Origin of the sequence: Peribacillus sp. TH27 (assembly GCF_016650915.1) — a bacterium.
Classification (GTDB): domain Bacteria; phylum Bacillota; class Bacilli; order Bacillales; family DSM-1321; genus Peribacillus; species Peribacillus butanolivorans.
The window spans coordinates 1,912,269-1,936,710 of record NZ_JAEKEV010000002.1 but is presented as its reverse complement, the minus strand read 5'-3'; the positions used below and the strand labels follow the sequence as shown (position 1 = coordinate 1,936,710).

The window sequence follows — 24,442 nt, the reverse complement described above, 5'->3', positions numbered from 1 at the left end:
GTAATATTGTGAGGGTCAACAAATTTCAATCATGTCTAAAAAAAAGGACTCAAACAAGCCATTTAAATGACGTTTGAGTCTTTTTTTTAATTCAAGGCTTCCTTCTCTTTTTCATAGGCGATAACAATTAGTTCTTTATTTGCGTCTTGGCCTAGCTTGCTTTCAAAGCTTTTTAGTTCATTCAGTAAATCTTGTGACAGGTTTGCTGCCGTATAATCCTGCTCGGATATCATACTTTTTGCTCCTTCCATCTAGATATATTTCATGTTATCTATTTTGTCGGTTTAAAAAGTTTCTATTCAGCAAAAATTAAACTTAAGATATTTTACCATCATAAGTGGCGAGCTTTTCAAGCAATTGGGAACTTTCATGATCGAGACCAAGCACTTGAACAGATTTACCATGTAGCCGATATTTAAGGACAACCTTATCAACTGCGCCGACTGCAGAAGCATCCCATATTTTTGAATGGGAAAAATCAATGGTGATAGAATCAGCCTTTTCATTTACATCGAACTTGGAAACAAAGTCCTGAACCGAGGCGAAAAATAATTGTCCGGTAATACGATAAATAATTTTCTTAGCCTGAATGTCCTCTGTTTTTTCAACCGACACTTTAGAAATTTTAGCCGAGAAGAAAATCATGCTCAAGAGAACGCCGGCAAATACGCCTTTTGATAAATCATGCGTATAAAGAACAATGATGACAGTTACAATCATCACAGCTGCATCCGTCTTAGGAGCTAGTCTGAGCCTCTTCAAGGAAGACCAGTCGAATGTTCCTATTGAAACCATAATCATGACTGCAACAAGGGCTGCCATTGGAATTTTAATAAGGATGTCATTCAGTATCACGATTAAAACCAACAAAAAAGCCCCGGCAACAAATGTTGAAAGCCGACCTCTGCCGCCAGACTTAATGTTAATTCCAGATTGACCAATCATTGCGCATCCTGCCATACCGCCGAAACACCCGGCGATAATATTCGCAATGCCCTGGCCTTTGGCTTCCCTATTTTTGTTGCTATCTGTATCGGTCATCTCATCGACAATTTGAGCCGTCAATAATGATTCAAGCAACCCGACAAATGCAAGTGCTATGGAATAAGGAAAAATGATAGCCAATGTTTCAAATGTAAAAGGAATATCTGGAAGCATGAACATTGGAAGTGCCTCAGTCAATTGCCCCATATCCCCAACAGTACGTACAGTGGCCCCTGTTGTAACTGCTACAATAGTCATGAATATGATAGCGACCAGTGGTGAAGGAATGATTTTGGTGATGCGTGGAAAAAGATAGATGATTGCAAGTGAAACTGCCGTCATGATATACATAATCCACGTTTCACCCACGAAATGAGTAAGTTGGGCAGTGAAAATCAAAATGGCTAGAGAATTCACAAAACCAGTCATAACAGGCTTCGGGATAAACTTCATTAACTTTCCAATTTTGAAGACCCCTAGTAAAACTTGCAGTATACCAGTTAAAATTGTTGCTGCAAGTAAATAGTTCAAGCCATGATCTTTTACAAGATCAACCATGACTAGCGCCATTGCCCCAGTAGCGGCTGAAATCATACCTGGTCTTCCGCCGACAAAAGAGATGACGATGGCGATACAGAAAGAGGCATATAACCCTACCATTGGGTCGACCCCGGCAATAATGGAAAAGGCAATTGCCTCAGGAATCAGTGCCAGTGCCACGACAATACCGGAAAGAACATCTCCGCGAACGTTGCCGAACCACTCCTGTTTTAATATAGATGTATTCAAAGAAACACTCCTTTTTTCATTATATATGTGTTTTAATTTGCTTTATTAACGCAATAAATTATAGCATGGCTTATTCATTCTATCTATGGATAATAGAAACCACTAAATATGGGCTATTCATTGATTAGCTTTTTACTTTTGAGACAAAAAGTCTGGATGTCTCACAGAAGGGGAAGAAATACTTTAAGTGAAATGTATCGATAAGGGGTATAGTTGTCACATGCTTGATAGGGGATCTAGGGCATTTTTTCGACTTTGGTGAGGTATGAATCATTGGGTTTAAATGTTTGAATTTCCAAAGACTTCTGTTTACCTTTTGCGATATGTTACTATTAATATACTGATTTTTCTGTATTTACTGTGGGTTATTCTTCAACAATGGATAAGAACAGGGGATGCTCCTATGAATAAAAGTGAGAAGAGAACGAAATTAGTAGAAAAAATTGAAACGCATTTAAGATTGACTGCAAGAAATTTAGTGAAATTCGATACAATTCAAGAAACATTAGATTTTACGGTAGAATCATTTCAACTGGAGTTTTCATGGGATTTCGTGGCAATCGTTTTAAGAGAAGATGATATCTTATATCCAAAAGTCTGGAAAGGAGGTTCGCCGCATTTTGCAGATTCCTTTCCAATTCATCTAAGTGAATGCTCTCCGGAGATTCTCGAAGAAGGATGGGATATTAGGAAAGAAGAAAGCAGCCTCAATTGCAAATTTTATAAGTTAATGAAAAATGAAAGAATTTCAACCTGGTTTACTGTACCTTTAAAAGATGATGGAATCAGCTATGGGTTCTGTATTATTGGTTTTCATAATTTCGTTCCTTTAATTTCTGAAGTTGAGCAAATTTTTGTTGAATTTGGAAAAGATGTCGCAGTTGCTATGCAGCTTGCAAAGGAGAAGGAATTTGAGAAACGAAAGTTAAGCAGCATAAGATGGGTCAATGAAAATGTGACCCCGGGTTCATCGATGGAAGAGTTAGTGCAAAAGGTGCTAGAGCTATCATGCCAAGGTACGATGGCAGAGGACGCCTCCATCTATTTGTTCGATGAATCGGAAAACTGTTTTTATTTGCAAAGCCCTTTGATAGGCTCTCCTAAACTGGAAGAAAATATTAGGGTTATAGGAGAGAATGAATTAAGTACATACTTTCCATTTTTTGAAAAATCGGGTGGCTTTCAGTTGTCGGTTCCGTTGGTGGTAAATCTTAAGACTGTGGGAATGATTCATTTAGCCAATAAGGCAATGGGCGCATTCACAGTGGGGGACCTTGAGCTTCTAAAATTTTTATCAAACCATGTGGCCGCATTATTTGAAAACGCTAGATTATATTTAAATGAAATTCATTTAAAGCAGCGGTTACAAAAGATTATGGGCTATCAACAGGAACTGGTCAAAGAGACATTGTACGGGGAAGATTTTGATGTCATCACGGATACCCTCAGCGGGTTGTTGTCCTGTTCAATCATTCTTTTTGATAGATTCTTCAGGTACATCTCTATTCATCTAGAAAACGAGGATGAATATTCACTTCCCGATATATATAGTCTTATTGAGAAAGAGAAAGCGAAAATCGGTAAGGGAAAACGGGGAATATGGCTCGGAGATTATAAAAAGGACTCTACTGCTATTGGTTTTTGGCCTGTAATAGGAAGTGGGGAATTATTAGGCTATTTAGCGATCATCACAAATAAGAATGCTGTGGATGAGGTTACGAATTTAACAATTGGACATGCGCTAAATGTATATGCCATTCAGTTCATCAAACAAAAACTGATCATAGAAACTAAAGAGCAGGTGAAGGACAGTTATATAACTAAACTGTTTGAAGAGAAGATAGAGGATAAGGCTAAAATAGTGGAATACGCGACGCTAATGAACATAGATTTATATCGGCCACACCGGATTGCTGCATTAAAACTGGAAGAGGAATCTTTACTTTCCCATTCGAACCTGATCGAGAGAGAAGCAGAAAAAGCCTCTGAATGGGATCATATGAAAGAACAGCTGTATCTTAAATACAAAGAAATCATCGTGACTAAAAGAGATGATATGATGATTCTCATGATTCCAGTAGAAAGAGAAAAAGACCTGGCTTCCTCTTATTGGGGAGAGTTATATCAATATCTTAGAGAGCAACCGATTTTCAAAAAGCTTTCCTTGACGATTTATATGGGAGTGGGAGGGGCGACAGATAAGCTGGAGGATTATTATTATGCCTACAAACAGGCCATGCATGCTTATAATGTTAGCCGAAATGGCTTCCCGAAAAATGGTCTAGCTATATTTGATGAATTGGGTTCGTATTCTCTTTTAAATAACCTGAAAGACCCTGCACTTGCCGATTTATTTCTGAAAAAGTATTTAGCTCCGTTGATGGAATATGCAAAGGGAAGTGGAGCAGATCTTATGAATACGCTAAGAGCCTATTTATTTAATAACGGAAATCTGAAAAATACCATGGATGTACTTTTCATACACCGCAGTACTCTGCGCTACAGGTTGGAAAGAATTCGTGACATTCTAGACATGGATCTAGAAGACGCAGAAACGCGATTAAATCTGATGATTGCTTATAAACTTCATGATTTATATCAATCCAGCCAGTTATAGACTGACAAAATGTGTCCTCCTCAACATAATCAATGATAAAAGGCCTTGAAGGGGGCTTTTTTTTGTGAAAAATTTTATCTGAGATTCATTAGTAATAGAAGAGTTTATAAGATTCAAGTAGCCTTTTGTGTACTTGCACAAGCTTTCTCTCTTCATCTTACATGATATATGGTGGGATCAAGCAAGCTTTAGAAGAAAGAAGGAAAGAAAGCCAGTGCAGAGGAAAAAGCTACGTGTGAGCGCTTCTGTATCGAAATGATAGGGTGAATAGAATTTAGGTCTATGATCCAAGAAAGAGCAAGCAAGTCTACTCAAAAGTAAGCCCAGAAACTATTCTTTATAAATAATGCTTGATTTACATTCGGGACATGTTACTTCTTTATAATGCTTGAAGCTGATCTTTCTAAGATCCCTTCTGGTTAACATAGTGAATACATTATATCTTGCGCCGCATGCACAAGTATATTTGTCTTTAACTATGTGTCTCTCATCTGTATTAGCTGAATAAATAGTAGGAAAAAACATATAAAACCCTCTTTTATCTAATTTTAGGCAAATTAAAAAGGGGGCAAGAAATAAATAATTAATTAATCTAATCAAGATATATCTTGGCAACCCGGCTGCCATGACAACTAAATTGTTGGTTTAGGCCCGTGGCTTTGCGTCTTTTACTTTCATAAAATTTGCCTAAAATAATCTTAACATAAAAATTAACTCGTTTTGGAAGTCCAGAAAAAATACTTATCTATTAAATGGGAAGAACTAATGAGGGAAAGAACAAGTGATAAGCGAACTTTCCTTTGGTGTGGTTCTTCTCGAAGGGGTTTTATTCCAAGATGTAACTGCCAATTAGGAAAAGATAGATATATATTAATTTTATCAGGTAATGGTTCTCTAAATAAGAGTTAGTATTTCCTAGTACAAGGTATTAGTCAGGCTGAATTATGATCATTGGATAAATGGGAAAGCGGCTGCTCAAATATATTAAATGAGGGTTATTCAAACTGAGGATATGATACACAGTTGGTTTACACTCTGGATCTCGATTGGTACAAAATGTACGAATTAAAGGGATCTGTTTAGTACGCTATGTACCTATAACTGGTTAATATATGGAGATATAATGACAATTATTAGATAATAAATAAAAATTCAGTCAATTAGGAGGGCACCTATGGATTTCAACTTAACAGATGATCAGCAAGCGATTGTTTCGATGGCAAGGGATGTAGTGAATGCTGAAATCATTCCACTAGCAAGAGAGTTCGACGAAAGAGAGGCTTTCCCGGTAGAAATCATGGACAAGTTGAGGGAATGTGGACTATTCAATCTATCTATTCCTGAGGAATACGGAGGTCCTGGAATTGATAAATTATCACATGCCTTAATCGTGGAAGAAATAGCAAGAGGCTGTGCTGGCATAGCAACTTCATTGGAAGCTAATTCACTTTCATCTTATCCAATTTTAGTTGGTGGGGATGAATCACTTAAGCAAAAATATTTGAAACGTTTAACCGAAGAAGGGCAATATGCTTCTTTTGCCTTAACAGAACCGGGCGCGGGCAGTGATGTATCTGGCATGTCATCAACTATTGTAAGAAAAGATGGCGGTTACATATTAAATGGGGAAAAGTGTTTTATCACCAACGCAAGTTATGCTCATTTCTATGTAGTACTCGCCAAACAGACGCTTGAAAATGGGGAAAATTCTTTTACGGCTTTAGTTGTCGAAAGAGATTCTGAAGGTATTACGGTTGGTGAAAAGGAAAAGAAAATGGGGCTTAGAGCTTCTAACACAGCTTCGGTTATCTTCGATGATGTCTTTGTACCCCTTGAAAATCGAATTGGAGAAGAAGGAAAAGGTTTTAAGATTTTTATGAAAGCACTTTCTTTTGCGAGGCCGATGGTTGGAGCACAGGCGGTAGGAATTGCACAGGGAGCATATGAAAGCGCTTTAAATTATGCGAAGGAAAGAAAACAATTTAAAAAGCCAATCGCTAATTTCCAATCCATCCAATTCATGCTGGCTGATATGGCGATGACCATTGAAGCATCAAGGTTATTGGTTCATAAGTCTGTCTTTCTCTTGGAACAGGGTACGCCTTCAGCGAAGCATGCTTCTTTCGCTAAATGTTTCGCTGCTGATACCGCAATGAAAGTAGCCGAAGATGCGGTGCAAATTCACGGAGGTTACGGATTCATTCGGGAATATCCAGTTGAGAAGTATTTCCGTGATGCTAAAATCATGCAAATTTACGAAGGTACAAATCAAATACAACGTGTCGTCATTGCAAAAGAGATATTGAGTTAACTAAAAAGGAGGAAATGAAAATGGCAGAGACAATTATCGGGGTCGTAGGATCAGGAACAATGGGGGGAGGAATCGCTCATCAAGCAGCGTTATCCGGTTTCAAAGTAATTTTATGTGATGTAGAAGATCGATTTTTAGATAATGCGATTAATAGAATGGAAACGTTCATGGATAAAAGCGTAGCAAGAGGCAAGATGAAGGAAGAGCAAAAGCCTGAGGTGCTGGGAAGAATCACAACAACGACTAATTTGGAAGATTTAAAGGAAGCCAACTTTGTTATCGAAGCAATCATCGAGAACTTGGAAGCGAAGAAAGCGATATTTTCCCAGTTAGATAACGTTCTTGGCGAAGAAGCGATAATTGCTACCAATACTTCATCGATGTCGATCACAGTCATTGCAGGAGCGACCAAGCGGCCTGAGAAGGTAGCGGGTATGCATTTCTTTAACCCGGCGCAAATCATGAAATTAGTGGAAGTGGTCCGTGGTTATAATACAAGCGATGATACCGTATCAAAATTAATGGAGCTTTCAAGGGCATTTGGCAAAGAACCAATCGAAGTCAAAAAAGACTCGCCTGGATTTATCGTGAACAGAATCATGATTCCGCAATTCATTGAAGCCATCAGATTGGCTGAAGAAGGGGTAGCTTCTTATGAAGATATTGATAAAGCCGTTAAATTGGGATTGAATTATCCAATGGGTCCTTTTGAATTGCAGGACTTTGCAGGTGTCGATATTGGTTTGCACGTCATGGATTATTTTTATGATGAATTTAAAGACGGTCGTTTTGCAGCTCCTCAACTTATCCGCCAAATCGTAAATGCAGGACGTACAGGTAAAAAGGCAGGTGCAGGATTTTATGACCACGACAAAAAATGAGGGGGCAATAAAAGTGGAATTAGAAGTGTTGAAATATGAAATTGAGCAAGGGGTAGCAACTGTTTATTTGAATAGACCCCCTCACAATCCATTAAACTGGCAGTCTTTTAAAGAACTTTCTATGCTTATGGATCAATTGGACCGTGACAGCAGGGTAAGAGCAGTGATCATTACGGGCAGTGGCGATCGATCATTTGCAGCCGGCGCAGACATAAAAGAGATGATGAACCTGACGGAAATGGAGATTCTGCAGAATAATGAAATTTCCCGAGGAGCTTTTGAAAAAATGGAACGGCTGTCAAAACCTATAATTGCAGCTGTAAATGGTCTTGCTTTAGGCGGCGGTGCGGAGCTTGCCCTTGCTTGTGATTTGATTATTTGTTCTGAACGCACGAAATTCGGATTTCCGGAAATTAATCTGGGGATTATTCCAGGAGGCGGAGGAACTCAGCGTTTTCAGCGTTTAGTTGGCCAAAAAGCGGCTAAGGAAATTCTGTATTTTGGAGAAATGTTCTCAGGTGAAAGAGCCTATGAACTTGGTGTTGTTAATAAAGTCGTTCCTGCAGATCAACTGTTGACTGAAGCGAAAGAATGGGCAGTAAAATTGGCAGGTAAATCTTCGATGGCAATGAAGATGATGAAAAAGGCAGTTAATGCAGGCGCCAATACAGACTTAGATACGGCACTGGATATTGAAATGGCTTGTTTTGGTAACACGTTTGCCTCTTCTGACCGTAAGGAAGGCATGCAGGCCTTCGTAGAAAAAAGAAAAGCTATTTTTAAATAACAAAATGGGGGCGCCAGCGTCCCCTTATAAAAGGGAGGATACAAAACATGGCGGGAAACGATATTGTTTTAATAGAGGGAGCAAGAACGGCATTTACTGAATTCGGGGGATCTTTCAAAGATGTTTCAGCTATTGACCTCGGTGTAATAGCTTCTAAGGAAGCAATGACCCGTTCAGGGATAAAACCAGAAGAAGTAGATCAAGTAGTGATGGGGAATGTTATTCAATCAAGCGGCGACGCTGTGTTCCTAGGTAGGCATATTGGATTGAAATCTGGTATCCCGCAGTCAGCACCAGGGCTTACCGTCAATCGTTTATGCGGTTCTGGATTGCAGGCCATTGTATCGGCAGCCCAATCCATCAGACTTGGTGAATCACAAGTTGCCCTTGCTGGTGGAGCGGAAAATATGAGCCAAATCCCTCATGTTATTCGTGGAGCACGTTTTGGAATTCCTCTTGGGCAAGCACCAATGGCCGATTTTCTATGGGAATCCCTATATGATCCATATGGAGATTGCACGATGTCCATCACGGCAGAAAATATTGCCGCAGAGTATGGTATCACCCGAGAAAGCTGCGATGAGTTCGCAGTAAGAAGTAATGAGCGGGCACTAGCCGCCATTGAAAAAGGTTACTTTGGCAAAGAAATTACCCCGGTAGCTATTAAAACAAGAAAAGGCGAAGTGAATATTGATCGGGACGAACATCCTCGTGCTTCAACGTATGAGAAAATCTCCAAGTTAAAAGCACGGTTTAAAGATAATGGGGTCGTTACAGCAGCCAATGCAAGTGGTATCAATGATGGAGCGGCAGCGGTCATTCTAACATCTTCAGATTATGCTGAAAAAAATAACATTAAACCGTTAGCCCGTCTCGTTTCCTATGGAATCTCCGGCGTTGATCCAAAATTAATGGGATTAGGTCCAGTTACGGCTATTCAGCAAGCGCTTTCAAGGGCAGGGATGGATATTAAGGATCTCGATCTTGTTGAAATAAATGAAGCATTTGCTGCTCAATATCTTGGGTGCCAAAAACTGCTTGATTTTGATCCTGAAATTGGAAATGTCAACGGAGGCGCAGTGGCTTTAGGGCATCCGTTAGGCGCAAGTGGTGCACGTATTTCACTTTCCTTAATTTATGAATTGCAAAGACGCGGGAAAAAGTATGGCGTATCTTCGCTTTGTATCGGTGGAGGTCAAGGGATTGCTGCAATTTGGGAAGCAATTTAATGAATCGTTTTAGTTAGTAAAGGAGGTAAGGTATTTGATAGCCAATCATACTGGGACGAATTCTTATACAGTATCACAGGTCTTTAAACATGCGGTTTTAACAACACCGGAAAAAGAAGCAATATTTGATGGGGAAAATCGTCTTACCTATGGTGAAATTGATGTAGAGGCTGATTTATTAGCCTCTGGATTAGTTCAGCTAGGTATTGAAAAAGGCGATCGGGTCGCGGTCTGTTTACCAAATTGGAATGAATTTATGGTTATTTTTATGGCGCTATCTAAAGTAGGTGCGATACTTATTCCTTTAAATATAGATTTCCGCAAAAATGAAATCATTTATATTTTAGAAAATTCGGGTGCTAAAGCTGTTTTTTTCTCAAACACTTTTGGTAAAGTCGATCAATTCCCACAATTGATGGAAGCCCAAAAAAGCATTTCCACATTAATACATCTCATCTCCGTCCGTTTTCAACATGATTCCATTAACAATTATGATCGTTTAATTCAATTAGGAAGAAATCACAAAATATTAAAGACACCTAAAGTGGAAAATGATGATATCTGTGTGATCCTCTATACTTCTGGGACGACAGGCAATCCAAAGGGAGTCATGCTCGCCAACGAGAACGTGGTGAGTATATCAAGAACAGCAGCTTATAAAATGGATTGTAGTCCTAACGATGTATTTTTAATCCCTGTTCCTTTATTTCATATCATGGGCTTGATGTTCATGTTGCGCTCCATTTCCTGTCAGGGAAGACTCGTTTTAATGGAAAAATTCAAAGCGGAAAAGGCATTGGAATTAATTCAGCATGAAAAGGTGACCATTCATCCGGGAGTGCCGACCATGTTTATCCTAGAATTGAATCACCCTAACTTTTCTACATATGATCTATCGAGCTTACGAACCGGGGAAATGGCTGCAGCACCTTGTCCGATTGAAATTCTTCGTCGGATTAAGAATGAGATGAAATGCAATATCCTAGTGGCCTATGGTATGACGGAAACATCTGCAAGTTTATCGATGACGAATTTCGAGGATGATGACCATCTAAGGGCTGAAACGGTAGGCAGAGCGATGCCGGGCGCAGAAGTGAAAATTGTGGATGATAGCCGGGAAGCAGTTCCGCCAGGTGTAGTCGGAGAACTTGCCTGCAAAAGTGCAGGCCTGATGAAGGGGTATTTCCAGATGGAAGAAGAAACAAAAAAGGCTACGGATGAACATGGGTGGTTTTATTCTGGAGATCTGGCCACGATGGATGAAGCAGGATATATCCGGATTGTCGGCCGTAAAAAGGAATTGATCATCCGCGGGGGGTACAATATCTATCCTCGTGAGGTAGAGGATGTCTATTATCAACACCCGAGCGTAATGGAAGCAGCTATCATTGGCTTACCGGATACGGTACTCGGAGAAATCACTTGTGCTGTAATCCGTTTGAGGCCAGGTAAGCAAGCTTCCGAGCAGGAACTTAAAAAATTTGCCGAACAAAGACTCGTGTCATATAAAGTTCCAAACAAATTTGTCTTTATGGATGAACTCCCTATGACATCATCAGGGAAAATATTGAAACGAGAACTAACAAAGCGAATAGAATCAGAGCTCAAAGGAGAATTGCGGTAATAAGGAAGGGGGAGGAAAAATGAGGGAGAATGAGCACAAGTTTATGATTGAATTCGGGGAGACAGATGGAGCGGGTATTGTTTATTTTCCTAATTATTTGAAGTGGTTTGATAATGCAACACATCACTTTTTTCGGTCCATGAATTTGCCCTTAGCGCAATTAAAAGAAAAGAATATTATTTTGCCTTTGATTGATGTGCGCTGTACGTTCGAAAAGCCGCTTCATGAGGATCAATGGATAGTCATTAAGACCACAGTTGGGAAAATGAGTACAAAAACCATTCAATTCATACATGAAATATTTTTGAATGGCGAGAGGGTCAGTTATGGGTATGAACTTCGTGGATGGGTTTTAAAAGGAGAAAATGGGATAGCGGCTCAGCCGATTCCAGAGGAAATAAGGGAACTAATGACGTGTGATGATGTAGTAAATAAGAAAGAAGTGTTAAGTAGATAAAAGTTGGAAGAGGTCGATCATGGGTATGAATTCTATTCAAAAGCAAGGTGTCATTTCAAAGCAAGGTTGGATTATGATTATCCTTTTGTTTTTCTTGACTGTCATTAGTAACGTGGACAAAGCCATCATTGGATTTGCTTCCGTCCAAATTATGGATGAGCTAAACATCACACCCACGCAATGGGGATTAGTGGGCAGTGTGTTCTTTTGGTTATATTCTTTATCAGCTATTTTAATGGGGGCTTTATCCGATAAAATTGGGACCAAACGGGTCATTACCATCATTGCCATCATATGGGCTGTGGTTCAGTTTTCTACTTTTTTTGTTTATAGTTTTCCATTATTATTGGCAACAAGACTTATTTTAGGTGCTGGAGAAGGGCCTGCCTATTCGTTGGCCATGACTTCTGTTTCTAAATGGCTACCTAAACAAAAGCTTAGTTTTGGATTGACGCTTGTTTCGATAGGAGGACCTTTAGGTGTAGCCATTTCTGCTCCTATCTTGATGTATATTATGCAGAGCTTTGGATGGCGAAGCGGTTTTATAGCAACAGCTGTTGTAGGTGTAATTTGGGTTCTCATTTGGTTGAAATTCAGCAAAGAACAACCAGAAGAAAAGGCTTCAACTATATCCACACCGATAGAAATGGACATGGAGGAAAGAGAAAAGGAAACAAAATTCACAACTTCCCTATTTTCGAAAAACTTCCTTTTAATTGCACTTTGTGGATTTGCAACATACTGGTCTTATACATTTGGCCTTAATTGGTTGCCTAATTATTTGGCTAATGTCCGGCAAATCAGTGAGACCCAATTAAGCTTTGCCGTTACAGTTCCATGGATCTTAATTACTCTTTCACAATTATTCTTCTCTTTCTTGTCTGATCGGTTATACAGTAAGACGAATAGTATCATCCGTTCCAGAGTTTTTGTACTCGGTCCTGTCATGATATTAGGATCTGTATGCTATATCCTGGGGACCATGGTTTCTTCTGATATCCTGGCAGTTGGGTTGCTTTCATTAGGGTTAACCTTTGGTTGTATAACTCTTATTCTTGGACCGACGTTGTTAGTAAACCTTATCTCCAAAAGGCATCAGGGTAAAATCCAAGGATGGTTTATGGCGATTGCCTCATTAGGTGGGATTGTGGGTCCTTATATTACAGGACTTTTTGTGGAAAATTCTGTGTCAGCGACGACGGGATTTCAATATTCCTTTTTCACCTGTGCAGGGCTCTTATTCGTTTTTGGAGTCACGGCCTGTATCGGAATACGTCAAAAAAAGAGTCCGGTTTCTGAGGTATCTACCAATACGGCTATATAAGGGGTTTTGTATGAACATTGTGTAAATATACATTTTACAGAAAATATAAAGAATCCATTTTGAAAAAGTTTGATCAAAATGGATTCTTTTTGTTTAAATAGGACTTTCACTTTTATAAAAACGTTGATTAAAATTCGATTTTTCTTCTTAAAGGATATTTAAAAACTTTCAATTTTAAAGCTTCTTAAGTGTTAAATAAAACCTCATATGAAGGAAAGATTGTATTTTGTATCCCATGATCAAGCATTCATAAATAATGCAGAGCAGATTTACAGTATGATATTTATGATAAAAAATTGCATCAAATGTAATATAAATTTGTTTTCAAAAGCAAAAACGGATGGTATGGTAATTGTGGTAATAATAACCATATCACATTATCCTAATCAGAAATAAATTATACTATTTGGAGAGTGAATTATGTTAGACTTCGATGCGCTGTGGGATTACAATCAACCTGAAGAAACCGAGCAGAAATTTATCAGTTTGCTAATGCAAGCAGAGGGCTCCGGAAACATTGGATACTTAGCTGAACTTTTGACTCAAATTGCACGTTCTCAGGGATTGCAGGCAAAATGCAGAATAGCGCATGAGACGCTGGATCGCGCAGAGAGATTATTGAAAGAGGATTTAGTTGTGGCGCGAATTAGATATTTTCTGGAACGAGGCAGAGTTTTTAATTCCTCATCTCGATCAATGGACGCTATTCCGCTATTTCTCAATGCATGGGAATTAGGAATCCAGTCCAGTGAGGATTATTACGCTGTTGATGCAGCGCATATGTTGGGAATTGCTGAATCGACTCCGGAGAAACGTATGGAATGGAATTTGAAGGCGCTAGACTATGCCGAAAAGAGTCCTAAAGCCAGCCGTTGGTTAGGTTCGTTATATAATAATATCGGTTGGGCACAAGTTGAGAATGGAAAACTTGAGGAAGCACTTGAATTGTTCAAGCGAGCGTTGGAATTCCGCAAGTTGCAAGGCACCCCAAATTCGGTGTTTATTGCAAAATGGAGCGTAGCAAAGGTACTGCGGTTAATGGGACAAGTTGACGAGTCTTTTGCAATACAGATGGAATTACTTGCTGAAACCGAACAAAACAGCGAACCCGATGGATATGTTTATGAGGAGGTCGCGGAGTGTCTTCTTTTGCTTAAAAGAAGCGAGGAAGCACGACAATACTTTTCTTTTTGCTATGACCGCTTAATACTCGATAACTTTCTTGCAACAAAGGATCCGGAGCGCATCGAACGCATTAAGGAATTAGCAGGACGATCAGTCTAGAGGAGAAATGTTAAATACGTTAAAACTACTACACAATTTGGAACGATATTTATATAGGGATTTATATTTTTCTTGAAAATTAATAGAGAAGTATATCCTAGTTTGTTAATCCAATAACCGTACCAGACGATTTGAAATTGTGTAGATAAAGCAATTATATCTTTTATAGAGATTGGCAATAATATTCTGATTGAATAAAGAAAAGCACTGGATTCTTCAAAAATCCAGTGCTTTTTTCTATGAACGTATCAAATATTTGATGCAGTTATAACCGAATTGCAAATGATGAATTCGGTTTACTTTTAGGTATTGAGGAGACCAATCGGTTAAAGCTTTGCTCATTTTCAATACTTCTTATAGAACTAACATACTACCCATAAGTTAAGTAAGAAAGGAGTTAATTAACTCCATTTTTAGAATCCCATACCCCTTGTGCTTTTCTTATTTCCACGATTTGTCCGATATGATATGCATTATGAATATTTATATTAGCAATAACTGACGACCAAGGTGCATCAGATTCCTTATATGCAGCACTATGAAATTTTTCTTCATCGCAGTCTTTAATAGCATCAGCCCAATCAGACATTACTCTAAGTAACTGCAATACTACGGATTGCCATTCTTCATTTGTTTCATTCGGATTCGTATTATCAAACGTAGCGTTATTGTTGACTTCTTCTTGGGAAAGTGGAAGACCTTTGAATCGGTTCAGATACCGTTCATTCCAAAAAATTAAATGGTTAACTATCTGCCAGATGGAATTGCTGTCCCCTGATTTCCAAGAAGCTTGTTCTGCTGAGAGTCCATCTATTGCGATGTTAAGAGGTACAAACCAGTTCTTTTGTTCATAACAAGCACCCATTTGTTCTAATAATACAGCTTTTAGATTCATTCTAAAGCCCCCTTGAAGTAAATGGTTATTATTAATTATTTTAATAAATAGCCCTACAATTCCTTAATTTCGTTATACTGGTCCGTTACTTCAACAAGCTTACCTGGATAGTTCCATAAGAAAAACAGCTGCCGAAGCAACCTCCATTATTGAGGTAAAGCACCCGTTAGCTAAATTTCTCAGAAATTCAATATTTTCTAAGAATAAATAATATTATAAGTTGGTTTTACTACTCCGTTCGTATATTGTTTCATATCAACTAATTCCAAGGTCAAACGAGGTTTAACACTGCCGAATAGAGGAATACCTTCACCAATCATTACTGGATTGACCTTTAACACTAATTGATCAATGAGTTTATGCTTGATTAACGTACCACCTAGCTGGCCACCCCCGCATAGCCACAACTTACCGGATTCAGTAATTTTGAGATTATGTATATAATCTACTGCGTTGCTTTTTATTAGTTCCACTTCATTGTTGGATTCAAACTGTATGGTGTTTGAGAAAATATAATGCTTCAATCCCTTATAAGCACTAGGTTCGCCTGGCTTAAGACCAAATTGAAAGCCGTATTCGTACGTTTTTCCGCCCATTAAGACCGCATCATATTGCTGTATATCGGATATGAAATCTGTAACGTGCTCTCCTTCGGATAAAAAGATTGAATCGTCAGCTACCCCATTTAAATCTGCAATAAAGTTGTCAAGTGTAGTTGCAACATGATAAATCAATTTTGCCATTGAGACATCCCTCCATGAAAACAAACTTCCTTATTAATTCTATAAAATAGTTTAATTTCCTTTAATTGTTATTATGCTAATCTGGTACGGTTAGTTTAATAAGAAAAAATCCTTCATTATCAAAACATGCTCTAAAAATATTCAATTGAATTATTCATATTATATGAAGACACGTTTTAATCATTTATCTATCATTTAAAAGGTGTTTTCTGCTAGTAGAATAAAACAGCCTGCTCCAAATTGGAAGCAGGCTGTTTTGCGGAAATGTGATTAATGTGATCTGGCTAACTCTGGATTGCGGTGCATCGCGGCATAAAGGACAAGTCCGGCGATGAGAAGCAAGGTGCTGGTCGTGATGAAAACAGCTGAGAATCCATAGAAGCCAGCGACCATTCCGCCCATAGCAGGTCCGATGATATTGCCTAAAAAGCGTAGACTCGTATTGTAACCAAGTACTTCCCCCTGCATTGAAACGGGCGCTTCTTGGCGAATGTAGGCAATTCTTACAGGGATGATGCCACCTATGGCCATGCCTAGTATGAAACGTACAAAAACAAGCTGCCAAAAATGATTAATAAAGGCACCAGGCAAGTAGACAAGTGCAGTCAGAAAAAGGAGCAGCACAAGAATCTTCACATGTCCATGCCGATCACCTATCTTGCCCCAGTGCCGTGCCATCAATAAATTCCCAAGGCCTGCTGCAGAAAAGGCGATACCTGAATAAAATCCAAGATTGGAAGTTCCATGCAATTCGCCAACGTATAAAGAAAGAATAGGCTGGATGCTAAAGTGGGCAACTTGAACAAGTGTCGAAATGAGCATGACATTCACTAGGATGGGATTCCGTAAGATATGCGAGAGAACCTCCCTGCTTGTATAGCTCGTCTTTGTTCCTTTTTGTCGTTCCACTTGGTATTCTCTGGTCGCAAAAACGAGAAGTCCAGATATGAAAATCGTAATAGAGGTGAATTTAAAGGCTGTTGAATAGCCGAGAGTGTCAGCAAGTATGCCGCCAATCAATGGCCCGAAGAGTGAGCCAGTTATATTCCCTGTTTGCAATGTTCCTAAAACGCGTCCGGCTATTTCCTTCGGTGTCTGGGTAGAAATGAAGGCCTGCGACATAGAAATGAAGCCAGTGAATATTCCCATGAACATTCTTAAGAGGAATAACTGCCATACATTTTGAACAAAGCCCATTAAGAAAATAGACAACCCCATTCCAAAAGCACAGGCAATCAAGATTTTCTTTCTCCCGTACCTGTCTCCAATCCGCCCCCAAATAGGTGAAAATAAAAAGGCAGTCACAAAAGTAATTCCAAATGTCCATCCGGACCAATGCTGGATATATTGAGTAGAATAATTGCCGAATGTACCAATGTATAAAGATATGAATGGAAGAACCATTGTCATGCTTCCACCAATGAAGAAGTTGGCGAACCACATAATGAATAAATTCCGTTTAGCTAATTTATGATCATTCATTTACAAGCAACACTTCTTTCCTCCGAAATAAACTTCGGGTTCCTAAATAATAGTATACAGAATTATACTAATTTATTAAACGAATTTGATTTTGAATGAGTTTTTGGGATACATGGTTGTACGAGTTTGAAAAACTTGTTTTTTAATGAATGCACCAATGATATAATGAGAAAATATTGATTTTTCAGAAAAATAAGAAAAATGAAAGGAGTCTGTAGATTGCATTAAAAAGAAGTACGTTTACTTTTCAAATTAAAGGAGATTTTCACATGTTATCAATTCTAGGGTTTTGCATGATTTTAACGTTTCTTGTCTTAGTCATCACAAAGCGTCTATCCGTAGTTGTCGCTTTCATCTTCACTGCTATAGCTTTTGGCTTGATTGGTGGGTTTGCTTCCGAAATGGGAGAAATGATGGTGGCAGGTATTTTAAAGGTAACACCAACAGCAGTCATGATTGTTTTTGCTATTTTATATTTTGGTTTGATGATTGACGTTGGTTTATTTGAACCTATGATCGCAAAAATACTGAGTTTTGTAAAAGGCGACCCGCTAAAAATTGTCATGGCTACTGCCATTATAACGATGTTAGTAGGTTTAGATGGAGACGGTTCTTCCACATTTATGATCACCGTTTCAGCAATGCTACCGCTTTATATGAAGTTAGGGATGAACAGGCTTGTATTGGCCAGTGTCGTTGGTTTAGCTGCAGGTGTCATGAATATTATTCCTTGGGGAGGTCCGTTAGTAAGAGCGGCCGCCAGTCTTCAAGTGGAAGTATCAGATTTATTCATCCCACTTATACCTGTTATGATTTGCGGTCTGTTATGGACACTGTTTGCGGCTTATATACTTGGCAAAAGGGAGAGAGAGAGATTAGGTGTTAGTCCGATGGAGACTGCTATGCCTCCTGGAATGAGCGAGCAAGCTGCGGCTGTTGAAGCTTCTTATGGAACATCCAAGTTATTTTGGTTTAATTGGTTCTTAACAATTTTACTTATGGTGTTGTTGGTGATGGAAGTGCTGCCAATCCAAATCTTATTTGCTGCTGCTTTTGCGATAGCTTTATTTGTTAACTTTCCAAATCCACAAGAACAGCAGGAAAGAATTCTAAGTCATGCCAATAGTTTTGTCATGATTTGTACATTAATTTTCGCGGCCGGAATTTTTACGGGTGTATTCACGGAAACAAAAATGATGGATTCGATGGCAGCTTCTATCGTAACGGTTATTCCAGATTGGCTTGGTGCACATCTACCTTTAGTGGTAGCACTTACGAGCATTCCGATGGGCTTCATTTTTTCACCTGATGCCTACTACTTTGGAATTCTTCCTATTATAAGTGAAACAGCATCGAACTTTGGAATTACTCCTGTAGAAATAGGCAGGGCAGCTTTGTTAGGTCATTCAACAATAGGATTTCCCTTATCCCCATTGGTACCTGCGACATTCATTTTGATTGGCCTTGTCGGTGTGGATTTTGGAGACCATCAAAAATTTCTTTTTAAATGGGCGTTTGGGACAACAATCGTCATGACGATAGCAGCCATTACTTTCGGCGTTATCTCATTGTAAAATGTGAGTCTATTAAGCTACAATAAAAAATCTTTGACTGTGAAATTAGTAAGGTGTTTCCTCTCACTAGTGTAATCTATTTACCTATTTATCCTAATCTCTGTTTATTCTTCCATAATAGTGGAAAGTATGTAAGAAGAATATACATAAAAGAGAGAGGGAATGTAGGATGAATTATAAACAAAAACTGATGCTGCCTATGTGTGCTGCCCTTTTACTGTATGGATGTAATTCAGAGGATAATTCAAATGGTGCCGACAAAAATGCTGAAGATGCAAAAACAGTGAGTCAAGATTCGCCAACGGAGGTAGATCCGCAGGTAAAGGCAGAAGTCAAAGATGTAGAGGGGAAAACATTAGGTACTGTCAACTTTTCCGCTGATGAGAATTCTGTAGTGATTGAGACTGCTTTGGAAGGCTTAGAGCCAGGCTATCATGGGTTCCATGTTCACGAAAACGCAGCATGTGACGCGGATGCAAAGGAAGGCCCTTTTACTACAGCAGGAGGCCACTTCAATCCAACTGAAGAAACACACTCCAGTCATGCAGGGGATATGCCCCCTCTTTATGTAAAAGCAGATGGGACTGCAAAATATACGGCAACATTAGATAGCATAACGGTAGACCAACTCAAGAAAGAAGAGTTGGCTGTCATCGTTCATGCAAACCCGGACAATTTTGCTAATATCCCTGACCGATATGGAGCTAATGGAGAAAAGGGACCAGATGAAGATACCTTGAAAACAGGTGATGCAGGTGACAGACAAGCTTGTGGAATTGTTGTAAGTGAAGAGGGGAAATAAGTAATTAGTATGAGCGATTCTTCTAAGGAGGAATCGCTTTTTACATGAAGATAAAACTAAGAGAGATGATAATTAGTAAGAATAGATGCACCCAGACAAAAGATTTAATGATAAGCACAGCCCAAAGGTTCCTTCGCAAGCCAAAGTATAGAGTGGTACAGAAAAGTAATAGACTGATACTTCCACGAAGAATCGGGTAACTTGAATTATTATCCACCAAAAATAGAAAGACATTGACTAACGCTGTTATGATAAATAAAAAGATGTAGGCCTTAAATATCCTTTCTTTTCGTTGAAATTCATGTTGAAATTGGTACATTGGGTTATCCTCCATTTTAATCCTTTTGTTAAAATATAACATACACGTAGTTTACGTTTCCCACTGGATTCTACAAGTCTTCCTGAAACAAGAATCATCCATTAAATCTAAATATGAGTCATCAAGGGAATGAATTCTATCAAATTCTATTGCAAGGTGATTCAATATGAAGTAAATTTTAAGAATATTCAAAATGTAAAATAGCTCGAAAAGATATATTATCTAGCTTTTCTCTATAAAACTCATTATTTTGAGAAACAAATACGAGCATTTGGTTGAATTTTTGAAGTTGAGTATCAGACAAGTTAGTATGTAATCCGGGTTGCTGTTGACTTGCTACCATGAAAAATTCCTCCTTTTTGGTTTTCACTATATTTACAGGGTTAACATTAATTGGTTATAAAATTATGATAATTCTTTCTATAGTTCTAGGATAGTCCTTGATTCCTCTAGATTGAAAAGTCCTAAACAATATTAAAAGTTTATGAAAAGAAGAAAATTGTACTATAACAAAAAAGTCTTTTTTGCTCTTCTTGATTTAAATTATTATTTTTGATTTTTAAAAAGGTTTTTTCTATTTAGATATAGAAGTAAGATTAGGTATAGAAGTACAAGAAGTGATTGCATTTTCGGATAGTTAGTTTAGAAGTTTATTGAATGCCAAAGCAGTAGGGGGAATTTCAAGATGTAGATTTACATCTTGAAAAAAATTTCTGAAGATTAAATAGGAGGATAAAAAAAACCCGAATAGGGACAATCATCCACTGATTCGGGTCTGCTTGATTATTCAGCCGTAACGGCTTCTTCAATTTGCTGTAGTCTTTCTGCTACTTCTTCTTTAGATAAGTTATGCTCAACTATATAGCGGTTACGCGGATGCACCCGGCATTCGTGAGTACAGCTGCGCATATGTTTGTGTTCGTTTTCTTCACTGCAAAGGATTTTTTTGTTGCACTCAGGGTTAGCGCAATTGACATAGCGTTCACATGGTTCGCCAGAGAAAATATCGCGACCGACAATGACATGTTCTTTTTGATTGATCGGAACAGCAATTCTTTCATCGAATACATACATTTGACCATCCCAAAGGTCGCCTTGAACTTCCGGGTCTTTCCCGTAGGTTGCGATGCCGCCGTGAAGCTGACTAACATCCTCATAGCCTTCTTTGACAAGCCAGCCGGAGAATTTCTCGCAGCGGATTCCACCTGTGCAATACGTAAGGATTTTTTTACCTTCAAACATCTGCTTGTTTTCTCGTACCCAATCCGGAAGGTCACGGAAATTTGTGATATCTGGCTTGACTGCGCCTCTGAAATGACCTATTTCATATTCGTAGTCATTTCTGGCATCAAGGACGACTGTATTTTCATCTTGCATTTGCTCGAAAAATTCCTTCGGGCTCAAGTAGTTGCCTGTTGTCTGATTAGGATTGATGTCATCTTCCAATCGAAGCGTGACAAGTTCGTTTTTAGGACGAACATGCATTTTTTTGAAGGCATGGCCATCTGCTTCATCTATTTTAAACACGATATCAGCAAAGCGGGAATCGCTTCTCATCATGTCCATATATTGGTTTGTTTGTTCAATCGTACCTGAAACAGTTCCGTTGATTCCTTCTGATGCCACTAGGATTCGGCCTTTTAATTCAAGCTCTTTACAGGCCGCAAGATGCTCGGCTGCGAATTCCTCGTGGTTCTCGATTGGTACATATAAATAGTACAGTAAAACTCTATAGGGCTTTGTTTCCATTTTTGATTTACCACCTATGTTTTATATTTGCAAGATATAAAGGGTGATCATTAAGACACTTTTCTCTTACAGACAATCATTATACCAAGAAAACGTAAAAATGATAAGAGCATGAAGAAAAATGAAAAGGAGTTGTATCGAATGTTCAAAGATTTAGTGGGATATCCTATCATTCAAGCACCGATGGCAGGAGGCGCTTCCACTCCAAAGCTTGCGGCTGCGGTATCTAATGCAGGGGGATTAGGCTTTCTCGCGGCTGGCTATAAGACGGCGGAAGCCATGAAAAAAGAAATAGAGGAGACCCGCCAATTGACGGATCACCCATTTGGGGTGAATGTCTTTGTGCCAAATCAAGAGGTTGTTGACGAAGAGATACTATCTGCCTATCGTGAAAAAATAGAAAAAGAGGCGGAGAGTGTAGGGGTTTTGATTGGGGAAGGAATCAGCGATGATGATGATTGGGTAAATAAATTAGCCGTATTAAAAGAGTTGCGTGCTGATGTTGTTAGTTTTACGTTTGGATGCCCTAAGACAGATGTAATTAGGGAGCTCCAAAGCGTAGGCTCCATTATTGTCGTAACAGTAACCAACCTTCATGAAGCAAAAACGGCTGCAGGGGCAGGTGCGGATGTTCTATGTGTACAAGGTATTGAAGCAGGGGGGCATCGAGCCAGTTTTGAAAACCGTATAGAAGAAGATTATGGTCTTTTAGTGTTAATACGAATGATTAAAAATGAACTGGAGTTACCGATTATTGCGGCAGGCGGGCTGATGCACGGAATGGATATCGCTGCCGTCCTTGCAGCAGGGGCAACATCGGCACAGTTGGGTACTGCTTTTCTTCGCTGTCCCGAGAGTGGTGCAAGTCCCGTTCATAAGGCAGCTCTTAATGATGCGCGTTTTACTCAAACGGCGGTTACTCGAGCCTTCAGCGGACGCCGGGCACGCGGTTTGGTGAATCATTTTTTAACTGAGTATGATAATGATGCACCGGCGGCCTATCCTTATGTTCATCATATGACCAAGCAAATGCGAAAAGCAGCAGGACAAAAAAACAATCCTGAATTGATGGCTTTATGGGCAGGACAGGGATATAAACTGAGTAGGGAACTTCCAGCATCTGAATTGATATCACTGCTTGTTGAGGAACTAAAAGGAGAGCACTAATGGAGATAAGAAAATTATATCCAGATGAGTTACCTCCCATGCACTTGTTGCTATTAGCCGACCCTTCAAGGGATTTGGTCAATGCATACTTGGAAAAAGGGATGTGCTTTGTAGCTGAAATAGATGAGCAGATAATCGGAGTGTATGTTTTGTTAGAAATAAGACCTGAACTAATAGAGATAGTCAACATCGCAGTGGTAGAACAACTTCACGGAAGAGGGATTGGAAAACAACTAGTCATGCATGCTGTTCACTATGCTAAGTCACAAGGTTACAAAACTATTGAGATTGGTACTGGGAATTCAGGGATAGGGCAGCTTGCCCTTTATCAAAAATGTGGTTTTAGAATCACTGGGGTCGATCGTGATTTTTTTATTATGAACTATCCAGAGGCTATTTATGAAAATGGAATTCAATGTCTGGATATGATTCGTTTATCACAAAGTATTTGAAGGAACCCGGAGACTTTCTAACGATCATCAAATTGGACTGAAAAACTTTACAGACAACAGTGCGGGTTGACGCAGGGATTCAGATGGTTGGAAAACTAGTCGGAATGATTGGCTGGCCTCCATTTCATCGGGTGAAAGACTGCACTTGCTTAGGGGGAAGGAACGTGTTCTTTGGAGATATGATTTATCTTCTTTTTGCTTTATTAATGCCGCTTTTATTTGCAATTGTCGTGTTCATATTCATTCGATCAACGAAAAAGCAAAAGGATTCGTTAACGAAAATCGAGGGAAATCATAGAGAGTCATCTGAAAGATAGTAGCAGAATAAAAAGAGTGTCCATAACAAAAGGCACTCTTTTTATCTATTCTCATCTTTCCAAAAATGCTTCCAACTTTTGCTTCACAATAGGCCATTCGTGCTTGAGAATGCTGTAAATCATGGTATTTCTCCCCCGTCCATCTTTCAGTTTTTTCTCCATACGTAATAAGCCTTCTTCAACTGCGCCAAGCCTAATTATGGCCGCTCGTGAATTTATGTTCAATTCGTCAGTCCTAAATTCAACTCGATTCATTCGCAACTTTTCAAAGGCATGCTGTAAAAGGAGGTACTTACATTCTGTGTTAACGGCTGTCCGCCATTTGGTGGGGTGATACCAAGTTGAACCGATTTCTAGCGTCTGATTGTCAAATTGAATATTTCTTAGGCTAGTGCTGCCGATAATCGAATCATTAGCGTGATCGATAACAACAAATGGATAATGCAGTCCTTTTTCCCTTGTTCGAATCCCTTCCTTTACATAGGACACAGCCTCTTCATATGACAAAATCTTTGTGGCGCTCCATTCCCAAATTTCAGATGGCAGGGAAGCAGCATAAAGCGGTTCGATATGATTTTCCATCATTGGGGTGAGGGTCACATGTTTCCCGATTAGCTCAATGTAATCCATATTTTTCCTCCTATTGGTTGATATC

General features: G+C 39.0%; 22 protein-coding genes and 1 riboswitch. Of the genes, 14 read left to right on the top strand and 8 right to left on the bottom strand.

All coding sequences use genetic code 11. The annotated features are described in order from the left end of the window. Positions 1-86: 86 nt before the first annotated feature. The gene (locus JFU24_RS10720; protein ID WP_157444088.1) at positions 87-233 is read right to left on the bottom strand and encodes a hypothetical protein; all 147 of its coding nucleotides are present in this window, start codon (positions 231-233) and stop codon (positions 87-89) included. An 82-nt stretch (positions 234-315) separates the two neighbouring features. Next, positions 316-1,773, bottom strand: coding sequence for a SulP family inorganic anion transporter (locus JFU24_RS10715; RefSeq protein ID WP_201249940.1), 1,458 nt, complete (start codon positions 1,771-1,773; stop codon positions 316-318). 403 nt (positions 1,774-2,176) lie between these two features. On the opposite strand from JFU24_RS10715, the gene JFU24_RS10710 reads away from it, so the two are divergent. The 9 genes from JFU24_RS10710 to JFU24_RS10670 all read left to right on the top strand — a co-directional run bounded on the left by JFU24_RS10710 (position 2,177) and on the right by JFU24_RS10670 (position 14,287). Beyond that, on the top strand, positions 2,177-4,390 hold the full coding sequence (locus JFU24_RS10710; RefSeq protein WP_201221854.1) for a helix-turn-helix domain-containing protein: 2,214 nt from the start codon (positions 2,177-2,179) through the stop codon (positions 4,388-4,390). Positions 4,391-4,997: 607 nt separating this feature from the next. Then, positions 4,998-5,088, bottom strand: a riboswitch (cyclic di-GMP riboswitch). A 476-nt stretch (positions 5,089-5,564) separates the two neighbouring features. Beyond that, positions 5,565-6,701, top strand: coding sequence for an acyl-CoA dehydrogenase family protein (locus JFU24_RS10705; RefSeq protein WP_053344797.1), 1,137 nt, complete (start codon positions 5,565-5,567; stop codon positions 6,699-6,701). Between the two features lie 20 nt (positions 6,702-6,721). After that, a complete protein-coding gene (locus tag JFU24_RS10700) occupies positions 6,722-7,582 on the top strand; it encodes a 3-hydroxyacyl-CoA dehydrogenase family protein (RefSeq protein WP_201221852.1) in 861 nt (286 codons plus the stop codon). 13 nt (positions 7,583-7,595) lie between these two features. Further along, entirely contained in the window at positions 7,596-8,369 is a 774-nt protein-coding gene (locus JFU24_RS10695; protein WP_379159096.1) for an enoyl-CoA hydratase/isomerase family protein, read from the top strand. 47 nt (positions 8,370-8,416) lie between these two features. Beyond that, positions 8,417-9,598 (top strand): acetyl-CoA C-acetyltransferase, encoded by a 1,182-nt coding sequence (locus JFU24_RS10690; RefSeq protein WP_201182176.1) that lies wholly within the window; start codon positions 8,417-8,419, stop codon positions 9,596-9,598. A gap of 34 nt (positions 9,599-9,632) precedes the next feature. Then, positions 9,633-11,222, top strand: coding sequence for a class I adenylate-forming enzyme family protein (locus tag JFU24_RS10685; protein WP_207196264.1), 1,590 nt, complete (start codon positions 9,633-9,635; stop codon positions 11,220-11,222). Positions 11,223-11,241: 19 nt separating this feature from the next. Continuing rightward, positions 11,242-11,679, top strand: a complete 438-nt coding sequence (locus tag JFU24_RS10680; RefSeq protein WP_056531189.1) for an acyl-CoA thioesterase — start codon at positions 11,242-11,244, stop codon at positions 11,677-11,679. Between the two features lie 19 nt (positions 11,680-11,698). Then, positions 11,699-13,003, top strand: a complete 1,305-nt coding sequence (locus JFU24_RS10675; RefSeq protein ID WP_201249939.1) for an MFS transporter — start codon at positions 11,699-11,701, stop codon at positions 13,001-13,003. Positions 13,004-13,423: 420 nt separating this feature from the next. Next, positions 13,424-14,287: a tetratricopeptide repeat protein gene (locus tag JFU24_RS10670; RefSeq protein ID WP_201221847.1), complete on the top strand. Its 864-nt coding sequence runs from the start codon at positions 13,424-13,426 to the stop codon at positions 14,285-14,287. Between the two features lie 397 nt (positions 14,288-14,684). Here JFU24_RS10670 and JFU24_RS10665 read toward each other — a convergent pair whose 3' ends face one another. The 3 genes from JFU24_RS10665 to JFU24_RS10655 all read right to left on the bottom strand — a co-directional run bounded on the left by JFU24_RS10665 (position 14,685) and on the right by JFU24_RS10655 (position 17,407). Beyond that, positions 14,685-15,182: a DinB family protein gene (locus JFU24_RS10665; protein ID WP_201221846.1), complete on the bottom strand. Its 498-nt coding sequence runs from the start codon at positions 15,180-15,182 to the stop codon at positions 14,685-14,687. A 197-nt stretch (positions 15,183-15,379) separates the two neighbouring features. Beyond that, positions 15,380-15,925, bottom strand: coding sequence for a dihydrofolate reductase family protein (locus JFU24_RS10660; protein WP_201221844.1), 546 nt, complete (start codon positions 15,923-15,925; stop codon positions 15,380-15,382). Positions 15,926-16,195: 270 nt separating this feature from the next. After that, positions 16,196-17,407 carry an MFS transporter gene (locus tag JFU24_RS10655; protein WP_201221842.1) on the bottom strand — a complete coding sequence of 404 codons (1,212 nt, stop codon included), beginning with the start codon at positions 17,405-17,407 and terminating at the stop codon, positions 16,196-16,198. 269 nt (positions 17,408-17,676) lie between these two features. Between JFU24_RS10655 and JFU24_RS10650 the strand changes: the two genes are divergently transcribed. Both JFU24_RS10650 and JFU24_RS10645 read left to right on the top strand, forming a co-directional pair. Next, entirely contained in the window at positions 17,677-18,981 is a 1,305-nt protein-coding gene (locus tag JFU24_RS10650; RefSeq protein WP_201221840.1) for a CitMHS family transporter, read from the top strand. A 169-nt stretch (positions 18,982-19,150) separates the two neighbouring features. Further along, entirely contained in the window at positions 19,151-19,783 is a 633-nt protein-coding gene (locus JFU24_RS10645; RefSeq protein ID WP_201221838.1) for a superoxide dismutase family protein, read from the top strand. 497 nt (positions 19,784-20,280) lie between these two features. Here the strand turns inward: JFU24_RS10645 and JFU24_RS10640 are convergent, their stop codons facing one another. Continuing rightward, positions 20,281-20,445: a hypothetical protein gene (locus tag JFU24_RS10640; RefSeq protein WP_201221834.1), complete on the bottom strand. Its 165-nt coding sequence runs from the start codon at positions 20,443-20,445 to the stop codon at positions 20,281-20,283. 440 nt (positions 20,446-20,885) lie between these two features. Continuing rightward, complete coding sequence (gene trhO, locus JFU24_RS10635; RefSeq protein ID WP_201249938.1) at positions 20,886-21,851, bottom strand: oxygen-dependent tRNA uridine(34) hydroxylase TrhO; 966 nt, start codon at positions 21,849-21,851, stop codon at positions 20,886-20,888. A gap of 141 nt (positions 21,852-21,992) precedes the next feature. Here trhO and JFU24_RS10630 point away from each other — a divergent pair, with 141 nt between their 5' ends. The 3 genes from JFU24_RS10630 to JFU24_RS10620 all read left to right on the top strand — a co-directional run bounded on the left by JFU24_RS10630 (position 21,993) and on the right by JFU24_RS10620 (position 23,787). Further along, positions 21,993-23,018, top strand: coding sequence for a nitronate monooxygenase (locus JFU24_RS10630; RefSeq protein ID WP_201249937.1), 1,026 nt, complete (start codon positions 21,993-21,995; stop codon positions 23,016-23,018). Then, positions 23,018-23,470, top strand: coding sequence for a GNAT family N-acetyltransferase (locus JFU24_RS10625; RefSeq protein ID WP_201182159.1), 453 nt, complete (start codon positions 23,018-23,020; stop codon positions 23,468-23,470). Before JFU24_RS10630 ends, JFU24_RS10625 begins: the two co-directional genes overlap by 1 nt. Before the next feature lie 164 nt (positions 23,471-23,634). Further along, positions 23,635-23,787, top strand: coding sequence for a hypothetical protein (locus JFU24_RS10620; protein ID WP_201249936.1), 153 nt, complete (start codon positions 23,635-23,637; stop codon positions 23,785-23,787). 51 nt (positions 23,788-23,838) lie between these two features. Here the strand turns inward: JFU24_RS10620 and JFU24_RS10615 are convergent, their stop codons facing one another. Beyond that, positions 23,839-24,417 (bottom strand): GNAT family N-acetyltransferase, encoded by a 579-nt coding sequence (locus tag JFU24_RS10615; RefSeq protein ID WP_201249935.1) that lies wholly within the window; start codon positions 24,415-24,417, stop codon positions 23,839-23,841. Between the last annotated feature and the right edge of the window lie 25 nt (positions 24,418-24,442).